Below are 22881 nucleotides of genomic sequence, written 5' to 3' on the forward strand. Positions count from 1 at the left end.
CGGACTGTGCATAACCCTGTGGATGAAGCTGAATCCATCCTGGTTCATGACTTGCGGCTGCAGGCAATGCAGGCAAAGCAAGTTTTGAGGGAACCGATTGATGACAGTAGACGAAGCCAACCACGCCAATACTGTCGGAAGTTCCTGGCGGCGCGTTGTCAGCCTGCTGGAGCAGGACCACCGTGTTTCACCACGTCAGCGGGGCTTTGTCATCCTCGCCCAGGCCCAGGGCCTGATCGGTTCCACCCTCCTGGTGGCCGTCCCCAACGAGCTCACCCGCGAAGTGCTCCAGACCCAGGTCAAGGACGCACTGGATGATGCGCTGCACAACGTCTTCTCCGAGGACATCCGGTGCGCCATCGACGTCGATACCGATTTGGTGCCCATCCACACGGAACCTGAACCCGTCGTCGTCGAGCCGTCCTTCTCTGCGGACCAGCTGATCGAGCAGAAGCCGCAGCCGATGCTGCCCAGCACGTCGCACGAATTTGGCCGGCTGAACCCGAAGTACGTCTTCGATACCTTCGTCATTGGTTCGTCCAACCGCTTTGCCCATGCTGCCGCCGTCGCAGTGGCTGAAGCACCGGCCAAGGCGTACAACCCGCTGTTCATCTACGGTGACTCGGGTCTGGGAAAGACCCACCTGCTGCACGCGATCGGACACTACGCCCGCCGGCTCTACAGCGGCATCCGCGTCCGCTACGTGAATTCGGAAGAGTTCACCAACGACTTCATCAACTCCATCCGCGACGATGAAGGTGCAAGCTTCAAGACCACCTACCGCAACGTCGACGTGCTGCTCATCGACGACATCCAGTTCCTCGCAGGCAAGGACCGTACGCTCGAGGAGTTCTTCCACACGTTCAACTCGCTGCACAACAACAACAAGCAGGTAGTGATCACCTCGGACCAGCCGCCCAAGCTGCTGGCAGGTTTCGAGGACCGCATGAAGTCACGCTTCGAATGGGGCCTCCTTACCGACATCCAGCCGCCGGAACTTGAAACCCGGATTGCGATCCTCCGCAAGAAGGCGCTCAGCGAAGGCCTGTCCGCGCCGGATGACGCGCTTGAGTACATCGCATCAAAAATCTCCAGCAATATCCGTGAGCTCGAAGGCGCACTGATCCGCGTCACCGCGTTCGCCAGCCTCAACCGCCAGCCCGTTGACGTGGCCCTTGCCGAGATGGTCCTCAAGGACCTCATCACCGACGACGGCGCCCAGGAGATCACGTCCAGCCAGATCCTGCAGCAGACCGCCGAGTACTTCAAGCTGAGCATGGAAGAGCTGTGCAGCAAATCGCGCACCCGGACCCTGGTGACTGCACGCCAGATCGCCATGTACCTCTGCCGCGAACTGACGGACATGTCGCTGCCGAAGATTGGCCAGGAGCTTGGCGGCCGCGACCACACCACCGTGATCCACGCCGACAGGAAGATCCGCGAGCTGATGGCAGAGCGTCGTGTGATCTACAACCAGGTGACAGAGCTGACCAACCGGATCAAGCAGCAGCAGCGGGACTCGTAACCGCCGCCTCTATACCTTATTAACAGGTGCATGTGGATAAGCCTGTGGATACTTAAGGGGACAACCGCGGTTAATGGGCTTAAAACCCTTAAGGCGCCTGTGGATTCGAAAAATCGCGAAAAATGTTGTCCCCATCCACACCCTGTTTAAAACGTCCGCCGCCCACAGTCCATGAACAGGGCTTAACCCCCGGATTTCGCGGTGAGGGGGAGTTATCCACAGTTTCCACAGCAGTTATTAACACTACTAATCCCAAAAAATTGAAATCCCTCAAACAACAAGACCGGTCCGCCCTCCCGAACCTCTCCAGGTCGAGCGGCCCAAAGGGGCCTGGCTGACTGGGGGGATGGGTTAATCCCGGATCTTCCGGCTAAGCTGTCAGCAGCGCTCCCATCCTCGGGTTTTCGTGTGGTTCCGGCAGCACGGACCATGCAGGAACGCGAGCGGGGCACCAACTCTTCGGAACTCCCGGCGGGACGTTTCAGGTACAACAACGCAGCAGCAATGAAAGGCGGCACCCTTCCGTGAAGTTCAGAGTCGATCGGGACGTCCTGGCAGAAGCCGTCACCTGGACAGCCCGCTCGTTGTCTCCGCGGCCGCCTGTTCCGGTCCTTTCCGGGTTGCTGTTGAAGGCCGAAGCCGGCACCGTCAGCCTCTCGAGCTTTGACTACGAGACCTCTGCCCGCCTGGAAATCGCGGCCGACATCAGGGACGAGGGAACTATCCTGGTCTCCGGCCGGCTCCTGGCCGATATCTGCCGCAGCCTGCCATCGGCTCCGGTCGACGTCGAAACCGACGGCAACAAAGTCACCCTGACCTGCCGCCGCAGCAGCTTCCACCTGGCAACCATGCCGGAAGCCGAGTACCCGCCCCTTCCGGCGCTTCCGCCTATAAGCGGCACCGTTCCCGGCGACTCCTTTGCCCAGGCGGTGTCCCAGGTGATCATCGCTGCCAGCAAGGACGACACCCTGCCCATCCTCACCGGCGTGCGGATGGAGATCGAAGACGACCTCATCACGCTCCTCGCCACCGACCGCTACCGGCTGGCGATGCGCGAGGTGCCGTGGAAGCCGGTCACCCCCGGCATTTCAACCAGCGCGCTGGTCAAGGCCAAGACCCTGAACGAAGTAGCCAAGACCCTTGGCAACAGCGGCGACATCCACCTCGCCCTCGCCGATGACGAAAGCCGGCTGATTGGCTTCGAAAGCGGCGGACGCACCACCACCTCGCTGCTGGTGGACGGCGACTATCCCAAGATCCGTTCGCTGTTCCCGGATTCCACCCCCATCCACGCCACCGTGCAGACCCAGGAACTCGTGGAAGCAGTGCGGCGTGTCTCGCTTGTGGCGGAACGCAACACCCCGGTGCGTCTGGCCTTCACGCAGGGCCAGCTGAATCTGGACGCCGGCACAGGAGAGGACGCCCAGGCGTCCGAGGAACTGGAAGCGCAGCTTTCCGGTGAGGACATCACCGTGGCCTTCAACCCCCACTACCTGGTGGAGGGGCTGAGCGTGATTGAGACCAAGTTTGTCCGGTTCTCCTTCACCACGGCACCCAAGCCCGCCATGATCACAGCCCAGGCAGACGCCGACGGCGAAGACCAGGATGACTACCGCTACCTGGTGATGCCGGTCCGCCTCCCCAACTAACTCCACCGCCACCCTCGCCTCGCAAGCTCGGCCAGGGAACCCCGGCGGCCTGGGCCCAGACAGGTGTTGTCGTCCTGGGCCCCAAAACGACAGCCAACCCCGCGCAGAAAAGAGAGTCACGTGCACATCGGACTGATCGGCCTCGGCAAAATGGGGTTCAACATGCGCGAACGGCTGCGCAATGGCGGCGTTGAGGTCACCGGATACGACCGCAACCCGGACGTTACGGACGCCGCCTCCATCGATGAGCTCCTTGCTGCAGTTCCCACGCCGCGGCTCATCTGGGTCATGGTCCCTGCCGGCGACATCACCGACGCCGTCATCAAGGAGCTGGGCGAAAAGCTCGACGAGGGTGATTTGGTGATCGACGGCGGCAATTCCCGGTTCACCGAGGACCAGAAACACGGCGAACTCCTTGCCGCGAAGGGGATCCACTTCGCGGACTGCGGAGTGTCCGGCGGAGTCTGGGGACTACAGAACGGCTATGGCCTCATGGCCGGCGGCGACGCCGCCGATATTGAGCGCGCGCTTCCTGTCTTCGACGCCCTGCGTCCCGAGGGTAACCGGGCGGACAGCTTTGTCCATGTGGGCGGGATCGGCGCGGGCCACTACGCCAAGATGGTCCACAACGGGATCGAATACGGCCTGATGCAGGCATATGCCGAGGGTTACCAGCTGCTGGCTTCCAAGGACATCATCAGTGACCTGCCCGGAACTTTCCGGGCGTGGCAAAAGGGCACCGTGGTCCGGTCCTGGCTGCTGGACCTGCTGGTCAAAGCCCTCGATGAGGATCCGGGCCTGCAAAACATCGACGATTACGTTGAGGATTCCGGTGAAGGCAGGTGGACCGTGGAAGAAGCCATTGCCAATGCGATTCCGGCGCCGGCCATCACTGCCGCGCTGTTCGCCCGGTTCGAGTCCCGAGAAGACAGCTCCCCGGCCATGAAGATGGTATCCGCGCTGCGGCACCAGTTCGGCGGCCACGCCACCCGTCCCGCCAAGTAATACCCAGCAGGGAACCGCGAGGTTCCCGGAATTGCCGAAAAACCGCGTGTACCTAGAACACCTCTCCCTGACTGACTTCCGCAGTTATGCCCAGGTGGACCTTGCCCTGGGGCCCGGTGTCACTGTCCTTGTGGGATACAACGGCATCGGCAAAACCAACCTGATGGAGGCCATCGGCTACCTGGCCACGCTCAGCTCACACCGCGTCAGCTCCGACGCGCCCCTGCTCAAGTTCGGCACGGAACGTGCGCTGGTCCGGGCCCGGCTGGTCCGCGGGGAGCAGATCACCGTGCTGGAACTGGAAATCAATGCGGGGCGGGCAAACCGCGGACGCATCAACCGGAGCAATCCGGTGCGGGCACGCGATCTCCTGGGTATCTGCCAGACGGTCCTGTTCGCGCCGGAAGACCTGGCCCTGGTGAAGGGTGATCCTTCCAACCGGCGCCGTTTCCTGGATGAACTGCTCGCCAGCCTCGTTCCGCACCACGCCGCCACCCGCAGCGATTACGACCGTGTCCTCAAACAGCGGAATGCGCTGCTCAAATCAGCCCGCGCCGGCAAGTTCACGCCCGCCCATGAGGCGACCCTGGACGTGTGGGACCAGCACATGGCGAAAGCCGGGGCCGAACTGCTGCACGCGCGGCTTGAACTGGTGGAACGGTTGCGGCCGCACCTGGGCCGTGCCTACGCGGAGCTGACCGATGCCTCCAAACCTGCCGACGCCGTCTACCGCTCCAGCCTCCAGAACCAGATGGACGACGACGGCGCACCGCTGATGCGTGCCGCCGGCACCGTTGCCGGGGGTGATGCAGCGGATGTGGAGGACCTGCGCCAGCTGTCCGTGGAACAGCTGGCGGAACGGTACGTCAAGGCCTTCGCGGACTCCCGCCGCAAGGAGATAGAGCGGGGCATTTCGCTGGTGGGTCCCCACCGCGACGAACTTGAACTCATCCTGGGCCAGGCCCCGGCCAAGGGCTATGCGTCCCATGGCGAAACGTGGTCCATGTGCCTGTCCCTTCGGCTCGCCTCCTATTACGTGATGCTGGACGACACCCGGACCGGGGGTTCGGCTCCCATCCTGATCCTGGACGATGTTTTTGCCGAGCTGGACGTCCAGCGGCGGCGTAAACTGGCCGCAATAGTCTCCGGCGCGGAACAGGTCCTGGTGACCGCCGCCGTCGACGCCGACATCCCGGAAGAGCTCTCCGGACGGCGGGTGAAGGTCATCCCGGGAGGTATTGATGAGCAGGGACAGTGAAAAAGGCGGCGGGCTCCAGCCCGGCCGCGACCCCGACAACATCGATGCTCCCCAGGTTGCCCTGAACAGGATGCGGGAGGCCGCCGCAGCCCGCGGCGAGATCCGCAGGACCGCATCCCGCCCGGGCTCCGCCAAAGCCAAAAAGGGCATACGGGACACCCGCGGCTTCAGCCAGTTCCACGCCAGCGGCCGCGATCCCCTCGGCCTGGGAAAGGTGGTGGGACGCCTTGTGGCGGAGCGCGGCTGGACCTCACCGGTGGCGGTCGGATCCGTCATGGCCGAATGGGCCACCCTGGTAGGCCCCGAAATTTCGGCCCACTGCACGCCCGAGAGCTTCACCGACACCACCCTCCACGTCCGCTGCGACTCAACGGCCTGGGCCACCCAGCTCCGGCTCCTCAGCACCAGCCTTCTGGAGAAGTTCCGGGTGGAACTGGGGGACGGAGTGGTCACGAGCATCCAGGTTCTGGGCCCTTCCGCGCCGAGCTGGCGCAAGGGCGGCCGGTCCGTGAACGGGCGGGGTCCCCGCGACACCTACGGGTAGCGCCGGCAGCGGACTCTTGAAAATCGACGTAACGGCGTGTAGAGCCCTGAAAGGGCGGGAGGGTGTATAGGCACCCGGAGGCCGTCCTGCCAACGCGCCCAAGGCGCGGCCAATGGCCTCCGGGAGGCACACCACCGCCCGTGGAAGGCCCTGGAATGCGGGGAATTGGGCGCCTGCACGGTAGAATCGTTGTAGATAACTGGGCGCGGGTGAACGTTGACTGGGTCCGTTTTCCGCGCGTTTCAAGCCCGCGGAGTGCGGGTCCACCGTCAGCCATACATCGGCGCTACAAGTTTGTGCCTGTTGGCGGATGACTTTCCTGCAGTAACCGGGGAGGATTCGGCCGGCCATCATCGAGAACAGAGGAGTCGACAGCGCCTGTGGCTAACGACAATACAGATATTCTGGCAGCTGAACCCGCAGTCGAGGATGCCCGTACGCCTGACACCCCGGCCGCGCCAGGGACGCAGCGCGAATATGGCGCCAGCGACATCACTGTCCTTGAAGGCCTGGAAGCCGTCCGGAAACGTCCGGGCATGTACATCGGCTCCACAGGGCCGCGCGGGCTCCACCACCTGGTCTATGAAGTTGTTGACAACTCCGTGGACGAGGCACTGGCCGGCTACTGCACGCACATTGAGGTTGTCCTTCAGGCCGACGGCGGCGTGAAGGTTGTGGACGACGGCCGCGGCATCCCGGTGGACATGCACCCCACGGAACACAAACCCACGGTTGAAGTGGTCATGACCATCCTGCACGCCGGCGGAAAGTTCGGCGGTGGAGGGTACGCGGTCTCGGGCGGGCTCCACGGCGTGGGCATCTCGGTAGTGAATGCCCTGTCCAGCCGCGTGGATACGGAAGTACGGCGCCAGGGGCACGTCTGGCGCATGTCCTTCGCGGACGGAGGCAAGCCCCAGGGCAGCCTGGTCAAGGGCGAAGAGACCGACCGCACCGGCACCACCCAGACGTTCTACCCGGATCCGGCAATCTTCGAAGTCACCGAGTTCGACTTCGAGACGCTCCGCGCCCGCTTCCAGCAGATGGCCTTCCTCAACAAGGGACTCCGCATCACGCTCACGGACGAGCGCACTTCCGCTGAAGCGGACGGCGACGCCGACCTGGACCTGGACGCCGTGGTCACCGAGGGCGAGGTCAGCGCGGAACACCGCACCGTGGTGTACCAGTACGACGACGGCCTGCTGGACTACGTCAAGCACCTGAACTCGGGCAAGAAGGTCGACGTGGTCCACGAGGACGTCATCGCCTTCGAAACCGAGGACAAGGACCGGAAGATCGCCCTGGAAATGGCGATGCAGTGGACCAACGCGTACTCCGAAAGCGTCCACACCTACGCCAACACCATTAACACGCATGAGGGCGGCACCCACGAAGAGGGCTTCCGGGCTGCGATGACATCCCTGATCAACCGCTATGCGCGCGAAAAGGGAATCATCAAGGAAAAGGACGACAACCTGACCGGCGATGACATCCGGGAAGGCCTCACCGCCGTTATCTCCGTGAAACTCGCCGAACCCCAGTTCGAAGGCCAGACCAAAACCAAGCTCGGCAACTCCGAGGTCAAGGGCTTTGTCCAGCGCGTGGTCACCGACGGTCTGGGCGACTGGCTGGAGCGCAACCCGGGTCCTGCCCGCGACGTCATCCGGAAGGCGATCTCCGCAGCGCAGGCACGGATGGCCGCGCGGAAAGCCCGGGACAACGCCCGCCGGAAAAGCCCGCTGGAATCCTTCGGCATGCCCGGCAAGCTCTCCGACTGCTCCTCGAAGAACCCGGAGAAATGCGAGGTCTACATCGTGGAGGGCGACTCCGCCGGCGGATCGGCCAAGCGCGGCCGCAACCCGGAGACCCAGGCCATCCTTCCCCTGCGCGGAAAGATCCTGAACGTGGAGCGCGCGCGCCTGGACAAGGCGCTGGGCAACGCCGAGGTCCAGTCCATGATCACCGCCTTCGGCACGGGCATCGGCGAGGACTTCGACCTCTCCAAGCTGCGGTACCACAAGATCGTCCTGATGGCTGATGCCGACGTGGACGGCCAGCACATCACCACCCTGCTGATGACCCTGCTGTTCCGCTACATGCGTCCCCTGATCGAGAACGGCTACGTTTACCTGGCGCAGCCGCCGCTGTACCGCATCAAGTGGTCCAACGCCGCCCACGACTACGTGTACAGCGACCGTGAACGCGACGCGAAGCTCGTTGCCGGACAGGCTGCCGGGCGACGGATTCCCAAGGACAACGGCATCCAGCGCTACAAGGGCCTCGGCGAAATGGACTACACCGAGCTGTGGGACACCACCATGGACCCGGACCACCGCACGCTGCTGCAGGTGACGATGGACGACGCCCTCGCCGCCGACCAGATTTTCTCGGTCCTGATGGGTGAGGACGTCGAGTCCCGCCGAAACTTCATCCAGCAGAACGCCAAGGACGTCAGGTTCCTCGATATCTAGGACACGGTCCGATAGATATTCGATTACTGACATATACCTGAAACGGAAATTAATATGAGCGACGAAACACCCGAGAACCCGGCCTCCGAAGCCGGTACTCCGGACACCGTTCTTGAAGGCGACGTGCTGATAGACCGCGTGGAGCAGGTGGACCTGCAGACTGAAATGCAGCGGTCCTACCTCGACTACGCGATGGCCGTCATCGTGGGCCGTGCCCTTCCCGACGTCCGCGACGGACTGAAGCCGGTCCACCGCAGGGTCCTCTACGCGATGTTCGACGGCGGATACCGGCCGGACCGCTCGTTCAACAAGTGCGCCCGCGTGGTGGGCGAGGTCATGGGCCAGTACCACCCCCACGGCGACACCGCGATCTACGATGCGCTGGTACGCCTCATCCAGGACTGGACGATGCGGTACCCCCTGGCCCTCGGCCAAGGCAACTTCGGTTCCCCGGGCAACGACGGCGCTGCCGCCCCGCGTTACACCGAAACAAAGATGGCGCCGCTGGCCATGGAAATGGTCCGTGACATCGACGAGGAAACCGTCGATTTCCAGGACAACTACGACGGCAAGAACCAGGAACCCACCATCCTGCCCGCCCGTTTCCCCAACCTGCTGGTGAACGGCTCCTCAGGCATCGCCGTCGGCATGGCCACCAACATTCCGCCGCACAATCTCCGCGAAGTAGCCGACGGCGTGCAGTGGTACCTGGCCAACCCCACGGCCAGCCGCGAGGAACTCCTGGAAGAACTCCTGCTGCGGGTCAAGGGCCCCGATTTCCCCACCGGCGCCACCATCCTGGGCCACAAGGGCATCGAGGACGCCTACCGGACCGGCCGCGGTTCGGTCACCATGCGCGCAGTGGTGAACGTCGAGGAGCTCCAGGGCCGCACCTGCCTGGTGGTCACCGAGCTTCCGTACCAGGCCAACCCGGACAACCTGGCCATCAAGATTGCCGAACTCGTCAAGGACGGCAAGATCCAGGGCATCGCCGACCTCCGGGACGAAACCTCCGGCCGCACCGGACAGCGGCTGGTCATCGTCCTCAAGCGCGACGCCGTGCCCAAGGTGGTGCTCAACAACCTCTACAAGCACACCGAACTGCAGAGCAACTTCTCCGCCAACATGCTGGCGATCGTTGACGGCGTTCCCCGGACGCTGAGCCTGGACGCCTTCATCCGGCACTGGGTGACCCACCAGATGGACGTCATCGCCCGCCGTACCCGGTACCGGCTGCGCAAGGCCGAGGAAGAAGCCCACATCCTGCGGGCACTCCTGAAGGCGCTGGACATGCTGGACGAAGTAATCGCCCTGATCCGCGCCTCCAACACCACCGAAGCGGCCCGGGACGGCCTGATGGAGCTGCTGGACATCGACGAACTGCAGGCCAGGGCCATCCTGGACATGCAGCTGCGCCGCCTTGCCGCCCTCGAACGCCAGAAGATCCAGGACCGGCACGCCGAACTCGAAGCCATGATCGCCGAGTACAACCAGATCCTTGGCTCCGAGCAGCGCCAGCGCGAGATCATCAGCACCGAGCTGGGCGAAATCGTGGACAAGCACGGGGATGACCGCCGCACCAAGATCCTGATGGGCTTTGACGGCGACATGTCCATGGAGGACCTCATCCCCGAAGAGGAAATGGTGGTCACCATTACCCGGGGCGGCTACGTCAAGCGGACCCGCAGCGACAACTACCGTTCGCAGCAGCGCGGCGGCAAGGGCATCAAGGGGGCCCAGCTCCGTGGTGACGACGTAGTGGAGCACTTCTTCGTCACCACAACGCACCACTGGCTCCTCTTCTTCACGAACCTGGGCCGCGTTTACCGTGCCAAGGCTTACGAACTGATGGAAGCCGGCCGGGACGCCAAGGGCCAGCACGTGGCCAACCTGATGGCCTTCCAGCCGGACGAGCACATTGCCCAGGTCCTGGACCTGAAGGACTACCAGCAGGCTCCCTACCTGGTGCTTGCAACCAAGCGCGGTCTGGTGAAGAAGACCCGGCTGGAGGACTACGACACCAACCGCTCCGCCGGCGTTATTGCCATCAACCTCCGCGACGGCGACGAACTGGTGTCCGCGCAGCTGGTGTCCGAAACCGACGACCTGCTGCTGGTCTCCCGCAAGGGCCAGTCCATCCGCTTTACCGCAACCGAGGATGCGCTCCGCCCCATGGGACGTGCCACCTCAGGTGTCACCGGCATGAAATTCCGCGAAGAGGACGAGCTGCTGGCCGCCAACGTGGTGACCGACGGTTCGTACGTCTTCATCGTCACCGAGGGCGGCTACGCCAAACGGACAGCTGTTGAGGAATACCGGCTCCAGGGCCGTGGCGGGCTGGGGATCAAGGTAGCCAAGCTCGCGGAAGAACGCGGTGACCTGGTGGGTGCACTGATTGTCCAGGAAGAGGACGAGGTACTGGTGGTCATGGAGGGCGGCAAGGTGGTCCGCTCCTCGGTTGCCGGAGTCCCCGCCAAGGGACGCGACACCATGGGTGTCATCTTCGCCAAACCGGACAAAAATGACCGGATTATCGAGGTGGCACGCAACAGTGAACGGGGTCTTGAGGGCGAGGAATCGCCGGAGGATGACGTAACGTTGGCTGAAGATGGCGGATCCCCCGAGGATTCCACCAGCCCAGCAGTGGCAGAAGAATCACCGGCCGTTGAGTCAGAGGACGCCTCGGGCGACGCTGAGCCGAACGAAGACTACACGGAAGGTAACGAGTGAGTAATCCCGACTCATTTCCCAAGCCGAACAGCACCGCTCCCGACGGAAACCGGCCCTCAGCCGCACCACGGGTAAACGCTCCCGTCCGTCCGCAGCAGCGCCCGGCCGCCCCCGCTGCCGCCCCGGGTCAACGCCCCGCCGTTCCCGGCCAGCGCCCTGCCCAGGGTGACCGCCCGGCGCAGGGCCAGAACGAGCGTCCGGCGGGCCAGCCAGGCCAGCGCCCGGCCCCGGGACAGCGGCCCGCAGCAGCCGGACAGCGCCCGGCAGGAAGCGCCCCGGGCCAGGGCAACCCGGGACTCGTGAAGCCTGCTCCGAAGGCAAAGGTCCGGCGCGCCCGGCTGCTCATCAGCAAGGTGGACCCGTGGTCTGTCCTGAAGATGGCTTTCCTCCTGTCCGTGGCCCTGGGAATCGTCACGGTTGTGGCCGCCATTGTCCTGTGGACCGTCCTTGACCTGACGGGCATCTTCGACCAGGTGGACAGCCTGCTGGGCACGCTGGCCGGTTCCGAGGGCGGCGGCTTTGAGCTGAAGAAGGTGGCTTCCCTGGGCCAGGTGGCCTCTTTCGCCACCATCATCGCGGTGGTGAACGTGGTCCTGCTGACCGCGCTTTCCATGCTTTCCGCTGTGCTGTACAACATCTCCGCCACCCTGGTGGGCGGCATCGGCGTTACCCTCACGGACGACTAAGGTCCCCTTTCCGCGGGCCTGACAGCCGCGGAAAGGCCCGATTTGAGATCGGGCCGGGATGTGCTGTAAAGTCATGTCTCGGCCCGATGAGGCATCGGGGCGTATAGCTCAGGCGGTTAGAGCGCTTCGCTGATAACGAAGAGGTCCCAGGTTCAAGTCCTGGTACGCCCACGGAACCTGTGCAGGTTCAAGTGTAGGTTTGGATTGCGTAACCCGCAGCCGGACCGGAACGGGGAGCATGTGAAGAAGTTGCTAGTAGTGGCAGCGGCAATCGCAGGCGTCCTGCTCTACAGGAAAGCACAGGAATCCGAGGCCCGGAAAGATGTCTGGAGCAAGTCAACCGACACGGTGGACTAGCCCCGGAGCCCGGACCGGAGCTGGTCAAAGGCTCCCTGGTTCTAGGGTATGATTGACGGGTTGCTTCTTATGGGGGCATGGCGCAATTGGTAGCGCACCTGCTTTGCAAGCAGGGGGTTCGGGGTTCGAGTCCCCGTGCCTCCACCATAGGAAAGTCCCGGTCAGCGGAAACGCTGGCCGGGACTTTTGCTTTTCGCATCCGGAACCTGCAGCCATCCGGTCCCTGCCGCGCACTAGGGTAGTGCAGTGAACTTCTTTCTCGCAGCCGTCGGCGTACTGGGCGTCGCCTCGTCCGGTCCGCTGATTGCTGCCACCCTCGGGGCCACAACGGTCAGTGCCCTGGCCATCGCTTTCTGGCGCAACGCCATCGGCGCTGCCGTGATGGCCTCCCCCACCCTCATCCGGGAACCCCGGCAGTTCGGCAGGATCACCCACCGTGAGTTCCGCTGGTGCCTGCTGGCCGCCGTCGCGCTGGCCCTGCACTTCGCCTGCTTCATTACCTCCCTGCAGCTCACCTCCGTTGCCGCGGCCACGGCACTGGTGTGCCTGCAGTCAGCCTGGATAGCTGTGTTCCAGCTCTTCCGCGGGACCCGTCACCGGTGGCAGGTGCTGGCTGGCCTGGGCATCGCTTTTGGCGGCGTTGTTGCCATCACGGGATTCGACATGGGCTCGTCGCCGGATGCCCTGCTGGGTGACCTGCTGGCCGTCGCCGGCGGGGCGCTGGCCGGCCTATACACACTGGCGGGTGGAAAAGCCCGGCAAAGTATGACGACGGGCACTTACACCACGCTCTGCTACGGAATGTGCGCAGCCCTGGTTGCCGTACTGGCGCTCATTGGCGGGCAACCGCTGGTGGGGTTTGAAGCCGCCGGCTGGCTGGGGATCCTGGCCATCACGGTCTGTGCGCAGCTTGTGGGGCATACCGCCTTCAACCACCTGCTGGCCACCATGAGTCCCCTCCTGGTGTCGATGATCATCCTCCTGGAGATTCCGGGTGCCGCGCTTCTTGCCGCGGTCTTCCTCCACGAAACCCTTCCCGCCGGTACCTACGCCGGCCTGGGGCTTATCCTTGCGGGTCTCGCCGTCGTGGTGCTGGGCCAGCGGTCGGGCAAGGCCGCGCGCCGCGCAAGCCCAGCGGCAAACGGGCGGGAAGAACCGCCGTCGGACCGGCCGCTCGCGGAGTTGGGAACCGACTGATGCCGGTGTGCTGCGTGGCCTTTACTGACCGCCGCGGCGCACTGGCTGGGCGGTATTAACGGTGTGGATGGCCCGCAGGAGCTTGGCGGGGAAGTACACCGAGAAGAACACCACCATGGGAGCCTTCAGGGCCATCTTCTTGACGTTGTGGGCCTTGTAGGTCCGGTCGAAGCGGGTGACGTAGTAGCGGTAGTCCCGCGGTGAATCCTCAAGCCTGCGGGCAGACATCCCGGACACCATCTGGGGGCAGTACTGGATCTTCAGATCGTTCTCGGCCAGGTGCAGGGACAGGTCGATGTCCTCATGCATCTCGTCTCTCTCGTCACGGCAGGTTTCGGCCCGGATGGTTTCCCACGCGGTGGAACGCAGCGCCATGTTGGAGCCGAAGAGGAAATGGTATTGATGCTTGGCCAGCTTCAACATGAGCTGGCGCATCTTGTCGTCTGCCTTGAGGCCAAAGCGGCGCATTGGCATGTCGTAGTACACCACCGGGCCCGTGGCTGCCTGGACGGACTGGTCGAGGAACGCTTTCTGCACCTGCTCCACCCAGTCCGGTTCCACCACCGAATCGGCGTCGATCCTGCCCAGGACATCACCGGTGGCGTGGTCCAGCCCGAAGTTCCGGGTAGGGATCAGCCCCTGCTCCTTGTCCTGGCTGAGCAGGACGATGGGGGTCTCCGGGTACTCGAGCTGCATCTGCTGCACAATGCGGGCCGTGCGGTCCTTGGACAGATTGTCCACCACCACGATCTCGTGGGCCGGGACTGACTGGTAGATGGCAGCTATAAGGCACTGCCGGATGACGCTCTCCTCGTTGTACGCCGGGATGACAATGGACACGCGGGGCAGGTCTGCTGCGTCGTTCAAGGCATCCCCAGAGGATTGTTCGGCTGACATCGGTTCAAATCTAGCACCGAACGGTGCTCCGACTCCGAAGCACCGGAACGTCGGGAGACAGGAAAAGGGCCCCGCCCTGCGGCGGAGCCCTTTTCCGGCTGCTGGTCCGGCCCACCGGGACCGGGGATATCAGGACTGCTGCATTAGGACTATGAAGCGCCCTTGTCACCGTTGCCGATGTTGGAGGCGATGTTCTTGGTGGCGGTCTTGGCGTCCGTAGCTGCCTTGGCTGTGCTGTCAGCGGCATCCTCGGCCACGTGCTTGGCCTTCTCGCCGGAGTCCTCAGGCTTGTCGGCGGAAGCGCCTGCCTCGGGGGCTGCCGGGGCTACCGGTGACTCCTGGACCTCGTTCACCGTGGTGGCGGGGACGGGTGCAGGCGTGGGTGTTACCGGCGAGGGGGTCTTCCAGGGGTCTTCGACCGGCTTGGAAGCCTTCCACGCGGCGACACCGGCTGCAACCGCAGCCGCAATCACACCGAAAACCAGCCAGCCGCGCTTCTTCTTGGGGGGTTCCGGCTGTGCAAGCTGGATGCCCACCGTGCGGCCGGCTTCGGTTGCTGCCGCCTTAAGCTGGGTACCGGTGGCCTGCGCCTGTTCCTGGATGGCGTGGATGATTCCCGCGTCACCGAGTTTGTGGGCGACTGCGTCCACCCGTGCCGGCGCATTCTCCAGCGTGCGGTGCACGGCGTCGGAGGCGGAACCGATCTGGTCCGAAAGGCGCGGGAGGTACTCCACAACCACGCGGTCACGGGCGTTCAGGATCACCGGGGTGGCCTTGTCCAGGGCCTCATGCAGGCGGGGCGAAGCGTTGTCCACGGCATCGTTGATCCTTGGAGCGAGCTGGGCCAGGCCGTCCTGGATGCGCGGGGTCACTGTGGCAACACCGTCGGCCAGGTTGTGGGCGGCGGACTTCAGGCCTTCCTGGACCTTTGGCGATGCGGTGTCCAGGCCATGCTGGAGGCGGTCAATGGCTGCTTCCACACGGGGGGCTGCCCAATCCTTGGCATTCTCCACTGCGCTGGTGACTGACAGTTCAAGGTCACGGGCAATACGGTCCGACTTCTTCACAACTACCTCCCGATTAATGTGACGGTTCTGTGGTTAGCCTACGTGGCTTGGTGTTCACCTGCTATTCCCCCAGCGGATTTTAGGAGGATTTCACCCAGCGCGGAACTGCGGCGGCAGCCGTTCGCGCCCTGGGCTGCCGTGGAAGAATAGGGCCTATGACTGCCATCGCAACTGCAAAAGCAACCATCCACACCAGCCTCGGCGACATCGTCGTCAACCTGTTCGGCAACCACGCCCCGAAGACGGTCAAGAACTTCGTGGGCCTCGCCACGGGTGAGCAGGCATGGACCCACCCGGAGACGGGCGACGACAAGAGTGGTACGCCCCTGTACAACGGCACCATCTTCCACCGCATCATCAAGGACTTCATGATCCAGGCCGGCGATCCGCTGGGCCGCGGCACGGGCGGTCCGGGCTACCAGTTCGACGACGAGATCCACCCCGAACTGAGCTTCAACCAGCCCTACAAGCTGGCCATGGCCAACGCCGGCATCAGGATGGGCAAGGGCACCAACGGCTCGCAGTTCTTCATCACCACCATCCCCACCGACTGGCTGCAGGGAAAGCACACCATCTTCGGTGAGGTGGCAGACGACGACTCCAAGAAGGTTGTGGATGCCATCGAGGGCGTGCGCACCGGCATGGGCGACCGTCCGGTGGAGGACGTCACCATCAACAGCATCGACATCGAACAGCTGTAATACCGCACCATGAGTTACGGAATTCCGGCGGCTGAGCCGTCCGCCCAGGTTCCGGTGTGCCCACGGCACCCCGACCGGCCCTCCTACGTCCGCTGCCAGCGCTGCGGACGACCGGCCTGCCCCGACTGCCAGCGGGCGGCCGCCGTCGGATTCCAATGCGTTGACTGCGTCAACGAAACAGCACGCACGACGCCGGAGGTGCGGACCGTCTATGGCGGTGCCGTAGCGACCGGCAAACCTCGGGTGACGTTCGGGATCATCGCTGTGTGCGCCGTTGTGTATGCCCTGCAGTGGCTGATCCCGGGCCAGGTGGTCTATGAACAGTTCGCCTACAACAATGTGTTCGCCACGCCCCAGTACGGTGTGTTCGAACCATGGAGGATGCTCACCGCCGCGTTCCTGCACTCGCCGGACTCGCTCCTGCACATCATCCTCAACATGTATACGCTGTGGATTTTCGGCCAGGCGCTGGAGCCCCTTCTGGGCCGTGCCCGCTTCCTCGCGCTGTACCTGATCTCGGCCGTGGGCGGTTCCGTGGGATACCTCCTCCTGAACCCAGTCCTTGTGCCGGGCCAGGGGCTTGTAGGCGTCGTGGGTGCCTCCGGCGCGATCTTCGGCCTCTTCGGGGCCATGCTGCTGGTGCAGCGCCACCGGGGCGGTGAGACCCGCCAGCTCTGGGTGCTGATCGCCATCAATGGGGTGATCGGGTTCCTCATCCCCCAGATCGCCTGGCAGGCGCACCTGGGCGGACTCATCACTGGCGGCCTCTGCGCCGCGGTCCTGGCATATGTCCCCCGCGGGCCGCGGCAGCGGCTCCTCCAGGCCGCAGGACTGGCCGGAGTTCTTCTCCTGCTCATTGCCGTCAGCTGGCTTAAGATCTCCCTGTAGGTCCAGGTTCAAGCAGCCGATACCCACACCACGCACAAGAAACCCCCGCCGTCCGCAGGACGGCGGGGGTTTCGTTTTCCACAGCCCTTATCCACAGTGTTGGTAACTTACAGGCGTGTAGTTCATCGGTCGGACCCTTCCAGACCGCTGAATTGCGGCTGTTTTCCCCAGAACAGGCCTGTTTTTCTCCACAGTTGTGGATAACCTCTGGGGATAGGGGTGTGTTTAAGTGGACAAACCGGCCAAGGGATGAGGTTCTGTGGATAACCTCGGGGAAATTGCTTCCCTAAGGGCTCAGGCCGCTGTTCAGGAGGGAACTATCAACACCGTTATGCACACTGTTAATAAACAACAAGGCTGTAGTTCACCTCTGTGTACAGGCCCGCATGGCAGCGTGCAGGCCTCCGGCGTCCAGGTTGTCTCCGGCCGTATCCACAACTGTGGATAACTTGTGGGTATCGGCATGTTGGTAAGTGGACAATTACCGGGCGCCTACCCTTGGCTTACGTCCGTTTTCCCGACAGGAGGGTCCATGACTGCGACCACCAAGCACATCTTCCTCGACAAGCAGCACCCCGCCGTATGGCGCGCGCTCAACGGCCTGGGGCTCAAGGTCAAGGAAGCGGCGCAGGAAGTCGGGATGGAACCCAAGACCGTGGAGCTCCTGCACGTGCGTATCTCGCAGCTGAACGGTTGCGCCTACTGCCTGGACGTCCACGTCAGGGACGCGGTCCAGGCCGGAGAGTCTCCACAGCGGCTGGCGGTGCTGTCGGCCTGGCGGGACACTGCGCTGTTTACCGAGAAGGAGCGTGCAGCCCTGGCGCTGGCAGAGAGCATCACAACCCTCCCCGGCCACAGCTCCCAGGAGCAGGAGGAAGCCTACGCCCGGGAACACCTGACGGAGGAGGAGTTCTCCGTGGTCAGCTGGCTGGCCATTGCCATGAACGCCTTCAATCGCGTGTCGATCACCAGCCACCACCCGGTCCGCAAAGAGCGCTAGGCCGGGAACGGGCCTCTCCCGCCGTTATCCACAGGTATTCCACACTGTTAATAACTGCGTCCGGGATGCAGGATGAGCGCCTCGCGCTGTCGCGGCGGGGATCGGCGCCCTGAATATCCCCCGATGGGCGGGTGGCTGTGGATAAGGTTCCCAACAGCTGGGGAAAGCGAGCAGCTTCCACGGGCGTACTGCCACCGCTTGCGTGGTCGCCGCGGCAAGTCTGCCCGGGCGGCGTCCGCCTAGCCTGCGTCCGGCCAAATCCCCGATGAACCGCGCCGGTGGCTTCCCACCAGATGGGTGTCCACCATGCCGATGGCCTCCATGAGGGCGAACATGGTGGTGGGACCCACGAAGGCGAAGCCCCTTTTTCGCAGGGCCTTGGAAAGGGCAATGGATTCCGCCGACTGGGTGGGGATGTCCGCATGGGTCCGGGGGCGGGGGGTTGCTTCGGGCTGGAACCGCCACACAAAGTCCACCAGGCCGCCGTCCTGCCGCAACGAAAGGGTCGCGCGGGCATTAGTGACCGCGGCACGTATCTTCAGCCGGTTCCGGACAATGCCGGCGTCCTGAAGCAGCCGCTCGACGTCGGCATCGGTGAACTGTGCGACGGCGTCGGGGTTGAAGCCGGCAAAAGCTGTCCGGAACGCGGGGCGCTTGCGCAGGATAGTGGCCCAGGAAAGTCCTGCCTGGAATCCTTCCAGGCAGATACGTTCGTAGAGGCCCTGCTCATCCCTGACGGGCATGCCCCATTCATGGTCGTAGTAGTCCCGCAGCAAGGGGTCGGAGGACGCCCACGCCGGGCGGGCCAGGCCGTCCCCGCCCAGCAGGACACCGTGATCGTCAGGGGGCATGCGTTTCCCTCGGGGTTAAGGTCCGGCCTGCCGGCCGTCCGGGAAAGGAACCTATGAGCGCCAGCGGGTGGTCATCAGGAAGCCGACAATGGCGATACCGAACCCGGCCACGATGTTCCATGATTCCCATGCCTGGACGGGGAAGCGTCCTTCGCTGATGTAGAACGTGATGATCCAGAACAGGCCGATGATCATCAGTCCGAACATCACGGGCTTGAACCACACCGGGTTCGGCTTGTACGTCTGGGAAGAAGCCTGGGGGGCGGTGCTGGCAGTCTTCTTGCGCGGCTTTGACTCGGGCACTGGCTCTCCTTGGCGGGCTGAGGCAAGCTCGGCGTTCCGGGCTTGGTATCCTGCAAGAAGGAAATTGCCAGCGGTCTGCGCGATCTTGGTCAAATCTGGATTCTTACTAGCAGCCAATTCTAGCCGTAGTTCGTGGGCCGCCGGTGCCCGATGGAACCGCCCCGAGGAGAACGCGTGGTGTTGCAGGAGAAGGCGGGCCGAACCGCTGCGGCGCCCGCCGGCGTCGTAATTCTGCGTGGAGCAGTCCAGGTGGTTGGCGAGCTGCTCATCACCGCCGGGATCATCCTCCTGTTGTTCGTTGCATGGCAGCTGTGGTGGACCAACGTCGAATCGGACGCCAGGCAGAGCGAAGTGATCAAGGAATTCGCCCAGGACCTCGGTGGCGCTGCCCCGGCCGCACCAGCCGCCCCGGAAGGCTCTGCGCCATCTGCCGGGGAGGACTTCGGCGAGCCGGTGGTGTCCGCCGCACCCGGCCACGCCGGCACTATCGGCATCATGTACATTCCGCGGTTCGGCGCGAACTACACCCGCCCCATCGTGGAGGGCACCACCAGCGATGTTCTGGACACCCTGGGGCTGGGACACTACGGCACCACCGCCATGCCAGGAGCGGTCGGCAATTTTGCCGTTGCCGGGCACCGCCAGACCCACGGCGCCGTCCTGGACAACATCCACACCCTGGTTCCCGGGGACAAGATCTACGTCCAGACCAAGGACGGCTATTACGTCTATGTGTTCCGCAACAACCAGATCGTAATGCCATCGCGCACCGACGTCCTGGAACCGGTGCCCACACTCCCGGGGACCGTCCCCACCGAAAGATACCTGACCATGACCAGCTGCAATCCCCGCTTTGGGGCCGAAGAACGCATCATCGCCTACTCGCTCCTGGACAGTTGGCGCCCCGCCTCGGCGGGACCGCCCGCCGAAATCGCGGACCAGGTGGCTGCGGCGATCGGAAAGGGCTGAGCATGTACGGCTGGATCTTCCGGCATCTTCCCGGACCCCTCTGGCTGCGGATTGTCACCTCATTGGTGCTCGTCGCTGCCGCACTGGTATTGATGGTTCAGTTCCTTTTTCCCTGGATGTCCGAATACACCCAATTCACCGACTCAACGATTGGTTCAGCAAGCCAGTGACCACAACCAAAATCCTCGTGGTGGATAACTACGACAGCTTCGTCTACACCCTGGTGGGCTACCTTCAGGAACTCGGCGCCGAAACCACGGTTGTCCGCAATGACGACGTCACACTGGCGGAGGCCATTGAATTGGCCAGCACCCGCGACGGTGTGCTCATCTCACCCGGTCCCGGCAACCCCGCGGAAGCCGGGGTGTGCATTGAACTGATCAAGTGGTGCGGCGAGAACAGCGTGCCCATGTTCGGTGTATGCCTTGGGCACCAGGCACTGGCGGAGGCCTTCGGCGGGAAGGTCACGCACGCTCCGGAGCTGATGCACGGTAAAACGTCCCTGGTACAGCACATCGGCACCAGCGTCTTCGCCGGACTCCCCTCCCCCGTGACCGCCACGCGCTACCACTCGCTGGCAGCCGTCCGCGAATCGATTCCTGACGTCCTTGAGGTCACTGCCGAGACCGCAACAGGTGTGGTGATGGGACTCCAGCACCGGACGGCGCCGCTGTGCGGTGTGCAGTTCCACCCGGAGTCTGTGCTGACCGAAGGCGGCTACCAGATGCTGGGAAACTGGCTGGAGTCGCTGGGGATGAAGGGCGCAGCCGCCCGGGCAGCCAAACTGAGTCCGCTGATCCAGCACTGACCTGCAGGCTGACCCGTCAGTCGTCATCCTTGGTGGAGGTCGGCTTGGGCGTCGGTGTCGCGGTCGGCTCGGGGCTTGGCGGAGGCGGCGGCGGAGCTTTGGCCACCACAATCGTGACGGTCCTTCCCTGTTCCACGGTGGCGTTGACCGGATCGCTTTGGTCCGTCACCCTGCCTGCCTCCACTTGGGCGTTCTCCACCTCGATCACCGCAGGGACCAGGCTCAGTTCCTTCAGCGCGGCTTCAGCCTCTTCGCGGGTGCGTCCCCGCAGTTCCGGAAGCGCAACCTTGCCCGTGGACACGATCAGCTCGACGCTGGTTCCCACACCGACCATCTGGCCCGGCGCGGGGCTGGTGGTGATCACGATTCCGGCGGGAACCGTGGCGCTGTTGGCTGTAGTGGTGGACGGTGCGCCGGCCAGTCCGCTTTGCCGCAGTATATCCCTGGCCGCCGCTTCCGTCTTCCCCGGGAGGCTTTCGGGAATCATGACGGCGCTGGGGCCCTCGGAGATGTTCAGGACCACCTCCGCCCCAGGATCCATGGACGCACCGGACTCCGGTTCGGTGCCGATGGCCGTGCCCTTGGGAATGGTATCGTGCTGCGACCGGACAATCCTGGGCTTGAGGTCGGCGTTATACAGTTCCTGCAGCGCCGCTGACTCTGTCATGGCAGCGACCACCGGGATCTGGACTTTCGGTATTTCCGGGGCAGGCCGGTTGACGGTGCTGTACAGCCACAGCCCGCCGCCGGCGAGGACGAGCAGGGTGAAGACCACCAGGGTGGCAATCCATGCACGACGGCGGGACTTCTGCCGGGGGCTCGGCTCGCGTTCCGGAGGGAGGCCAAGCGGCAGCGCCTCGGCCTGGGGCCGGTCATCGAAACCGGCGGCCAGGGGGAAAGCGGCCCCTTTGTCACCGGCGGAGGCGTGCGTTGCCGCCAGCCTGCCGGTGGGAGCATCGTCCAGGAAGCCCGCCCCTGTAATACCAAATGCTTCGGTGGCCGGAGCCGTCGGGGCAGGGACATGGTCGTTGGGGTCGGTCGGCGCTTCGGAGGCGGCTACCGCGGGAACAGGCACCCCCGACCGGGCAGCGCGCAGGGCACGGCGGAAGGCCGCCGCATCCTGGAACCGGTCGTCGCGGTTCTTCTGCAGGGCTTTAGCGAGCACACTGTCCAGGGCCGGAGTCACTTCGGGATTGAGGGTGCTCGCCGGCTCGGGTATCTCCCGGACATGCTGGTACGCCACCGAAACCGGACTGTCGCCGACGAACGGCGGACGGGACGTGAGCATCTCGTACAGCAGGCAGGCAGCGGAGTAGAGGTCGCTGCGCGCGTCCACCGCTTCGCCGCGGGCCTGTTCGGGAGACAAGTACTGGGCAGTGCCCACCACGGCCTGGGTTTGGGTCATGGTGGCCGAAGAATCCGCGATGGCGCGGGCGATCCCGAAATCCATCACCTTCACCGAGTTGGTGCTTTCGCAGTACATCACATTGGCCGGTTTGATGTCCCGGTGGACGATCCCGGCCTTATGGCTGTACTCGAGCGCCCCCAGGACGCCCATGCAGTAGTCGATGGCCTGGCCAATGGTGACGTCGTGGCCGCGGATCAGTTCGCGGAGGGTCTTCCCCTCCACGAACTCCATCACGATGTAAGGCACCCGGACGTCCTCGGAGCCATCGTGGACGAGGTGTTCGCCTGTGTCGTAGATGGCGACGATGGAGGAGTGGTTGAGGGCGGCCACAGCCTGTGCCTCGCGCTTGAACCTTGCCTGGAACTGCGGATCACGGGCAAGGTCCGGGCGCAGCAGCTTGATGGCCACCGTCCGCCCCAACCGGGTGTCCACGCCGCGGTATACGTCTGCCATGCCACCGCGCCCAATCAGGCCGCCCAGTTCGTAGCGGCCACTCAGGACGCGGCGGTTATCCACCGGGAGGCTGTCCTCACGGTGCAACGGGGTGCGCGGTGACTCATTCATGGGATG

The 22881-nt window shown here is 64.1% G+C and carries 21 protein-coding genes and 2 tRNA genes; 18 read left to right on the top strand and 5 right to left on the bottom strand.

Going from position 1 to position 22881, the window contains the following annotated elements; genetic code table 11:
- The first annotated feature begins 100 nt into the window (after positions 1-100).
- From dnaA to NFU08_RS05525, 12 genes are all read left to right on the top strand, one after another.
- Positions 101-1525 (top strand): chromosomal replication initiator protein DnaA, encoded by a 1425-nt coding sequence (dnaA, locus tag NFU08_RS05470; protein WP_174178545.1) that lies wholly within the window; start codon positions 101-103, stop codon positions 1523-1525.
- Positions 1526-2049: 524 nt separating this feature from the next.
- A complete protein-coding gene (dnaN, locus tag NFU08_RS05475; protein ID WP_174178547.1) occupies positions 2050-3174 on the top strand; it encodes a DNA polymerase III subunit beta in 1125 nt (374 codons plus the stop codon).
- Positions 3175-3240: 66 nt separating this feature from the next.
- Positions 3241-4179: a phosphogluconate dehydrogenase (NAD(+)-dependent, decarboxylating) gene (gene gnd, locus NFU08_RS05480; RefSeq protein WP_217432530.1), complete on the top strand. Its 939-nt coding sequence runs from the start codon at positions 3241-3243 to the stop codon at positions 4177-4179.
- A 46-nt stretch (positions 4180-4225) separates the two neighbouring features.
- Positions 4226-5437 carry a DNA replication/repair protein RecF gene (gene recF / locus NFU08_RS05485; protein WP_251421250.1) on the top strand — a complete coding sequence of 404 codons (1212 nt, stop codon included), beginning with the start codon at positions 4226-4228 and terminating at the stop codon, positions 5435-5437.
- Entirely contained in the window at positions 5421-5981 is a 561-nt protein-coding gene (locus tag NFU08_RS05490; protein WP_174178553.1) for a DUF721 domain-containing protein, read from the top strand. Before recF ends, NFU08_RS05490 begins: the two co-directional genes overlap by 17 nt.
- 380 nt (positions 5982-6361) lie before the next feature.
- The gene (gyrB, locus tag NFU08_RS05495) at positions 6362-8449 is read left to right on the top strand and encodes a DNA topoisomerase (ATP-hydrolyzing) subunit B (RefSeq protein WP_104186667.1); all 2088 of its coding nucleotides are present in this window, start codon (positions 6362-6364) and stop codon (positions 8447-8449) included.
- 54 nt (positions 8450-8503) lie between these two features.
- Complete coding sequence (gene gyrA, locus NFU08_RS05500; protein WP_174178555.1) at positions 8504-11179, top strand: DNA gyrase subunit A; 2676 nt, start codon at positions 8504-8506, stop codon at positions 11177-11179.
- A complete protein-coding gene (locus tag NFU08_RS05505; protein ID WP_174178557.1) occupies positions 11176-11865 on the top strand; it encodes a DUF3566 domain-containing protein in 690 nt (229 codons plus the stop codon). The genes gyrA and NFU08_RS05505 overlap by 4 nt, the downstream gene beginning before the upstream one ends.
- Positions 11866-11962: 97 nt before the next feature.
- Positions 11963-12036 (top strand) — tRNA-Ile (locus NFU08_RS05510).
- A gap of 69 nt (positions 12037-12105) precedes the next feature.
- The gene (locus tag NFU08_RS05515) at positions 12106-12222 is read left to right on the top strand and encodes a DLW-39 family protein (protein ID WP_219816817.1); all 117 of its coding nucleotides are present in this window, start codon (positions 12106-12108) and stop codon (positions 12220-12222) included.
- Between the two features lie 71 nt (positions 12223-12293).
- Positions 12294-12369 (top strand) — tRNA-Ala (locus tag NFU08_RS05520).
- Between the two features lie 99 nt (positions 12370-12468).
- Positions 12469-13419, top strand: coding sequence for a DMT family transporter (locus tag NFU08_RS05525; protein ID WP_174178560.1), 951 nt, complete (start codon positions 12469-12471; stop codon positions 13417-13419).
- A gap of 21 nt (positions 13420-13440) precedes the next feature.
- Here the strand turns inward: NFU08_RS05525 and NFU08_RS05530 are convergent, their stop codons facing one another.
- Together NFU08_RS05530 and NFU08_RS05535 are read right to left on the bottom strand one after the other, a co-directional pair.
- The gene (locus tag NFU08_RS05530; RefSeq protein WP_174178562.1) at positions 13441-14316 is read right to left on the bottom strand and encodes a glycosyltransferase family 2 protein; all 876 of its coding nucleotides are present in this window, start codon (positions 14314-14316) and stop codon (positions 13441-13443) included.
- A gap of 149 nt (positions 14317-14465) precedes the next feature.
- On the bottom strand, positions 14466-15383 hold the full coding sequence (locus tag NFU08_RS05535) for a hypothetical protein (protein WP_174178564.1): 918 nt from the start codon (positions 15381-15383) through the stop codon (positions 14466-14468).
- Positions 15384-15538: 155 nt separating this feature from the next.
- On the opposite strand from NFU08_RS05535, the gene NFU08_RS05540 reads away from it, so the two are divergent.
- From NFU08_RS05540 to NFU08_RS05550, 3 genes are all read left to right on the top strand, one after another.
- On the top strand, positions 15539-16084 hold the full coding sequence (locus NFU08_RS05540) for a peptidylprolyl isomerase (protein WP_174178566.1): 546 nt from the start codon (positions 15539-15541) through the stop codon (positions 16082-16084).
- A 9-nt stretch (positions 16085-16093) separates the two neighbouring features.
- Entirely contained in the window at positions 16094-16972 is an 879-nt protein-coding gene (locus NFU08_RS05545) for a rhomboid family intramembrane serine protease (protein ID WP_174178568.1), read from the top strand.
- A gap of 532 nt (positions 16973-17504) precedes the next feature.
- Positions 17505-17972: a carboxymuconolactone decarboxylase family protein gene (locus NFU08_RS05550; RefSeq protein WP_174178570.1), complete on the top strand. Its 468-nt coding sequence runs from the start codon at positions 17505-17507 to the stop codon at positions 17970-17972.
- 239 nt (positions 17973-18211) lie between these two features.
- Here the strand turns inward: NFU08_RS05550 and NFU08_RS05555 are convergent, their stop codons facing one another.
- Together NFU08_RS05555 and NFU08_RS05560 are read right to left on the bottom strand one after the other, a co-directional pair.
- A complete protein-coding gene (locus tag NFU08_RS05555) occupies positions 18212-18823 on the bottom strand; it encodes a DNA-3-methyladenine glycosylase I (protein WP_174178572.1) in 612 nt (203 codons plus the stop codon).
- Positions 18824-18874: 51 nt separating this feature from the next.
- A complete protein-coding gene (locus NFU08_RS05560) occupies positions 18875-19126 on the bottom strand; it encodes a cell division protein CrgA (protein ID WP_066280063.1) in 252 nt (83 codons plus the stop codon).
- Between the two features lie 174 nt (positions 19127-19300).
- On the opposite strand from NFU08_RS05560, the gene NFU08_RS05565 reads away from it, so the two are divergent.
- The 3 genes from NFU08_RS05565 to NFU08_RS05575 are packed head-to-tail and all read left to right on the top strand — an operon-like array spanning position 19301 to position 20903.
- Positions 19301-20095 carry a class E sortase gene (locus tag NFU08_RS05565; protein WP_174178574.1) on the top strand — a complete coding sequence of 265 codons (795 nt, stop codon included), beginning with the start codon at positions 19301-19303 and terminating at the stop codon, positions 20093-20095.
- A 2-nt stretch (positions 20096-20097) separates the two neighbouring features.
- Positions 20098-20265 (top strand): hypothetical protein, encoded by a 168-nt coding sequence (locus NFU08_RS05570; protein ID WP_174178577.1) that lies wholly within the window; start codon positions 20098-20100, stop codon positions 20263-20265.
- Positions 20262-20903, top strand: a complete 642-nt coding sequence (locus NFU08_RS05575) for an aminodeoxychorismate/anthranilate synthase component II (protein WP_174178580.1) — start codon at positions 20262-20264, stop codon at positions 20901-20903. The genes NFU08_RS05570 and NFU08_RS05575 overlap by 4 nt, the downstream gene beginning before the upstream one ends.
- 16 nt (positions 20904-20919) lie before the next feature.
- On the opposite strand, the gene pknB is transcribed toward NFU08_RS05575, so the two are convergent.
- Positions 20920-22875 (bottom strand): Stk1 family PASTA domain-containing Ser/Thr kinase, encoded by a 1956-nt coding sequence (gene pknB / locus NFU08_RS05580; RefSeq protein WP_251421251.1) that lies wholly within the window; start codon positions 22873-22875, stop codon positions 20920-20922.
- Positions 22876-22881: the final 6 nt, after the last annotated feature.

Source organism: Pseudarthrobacter sp. NCCP-2145, assembly GCF_023708005.1.
In the GTDB taxonomy this organism is placed as follows: domain Bacteria; phylum Actinomycetota; class Actinomycetes; order Actinomycetales; family Micrococcaceae; genus Arthrobacter; species Arthrobacter oxydans.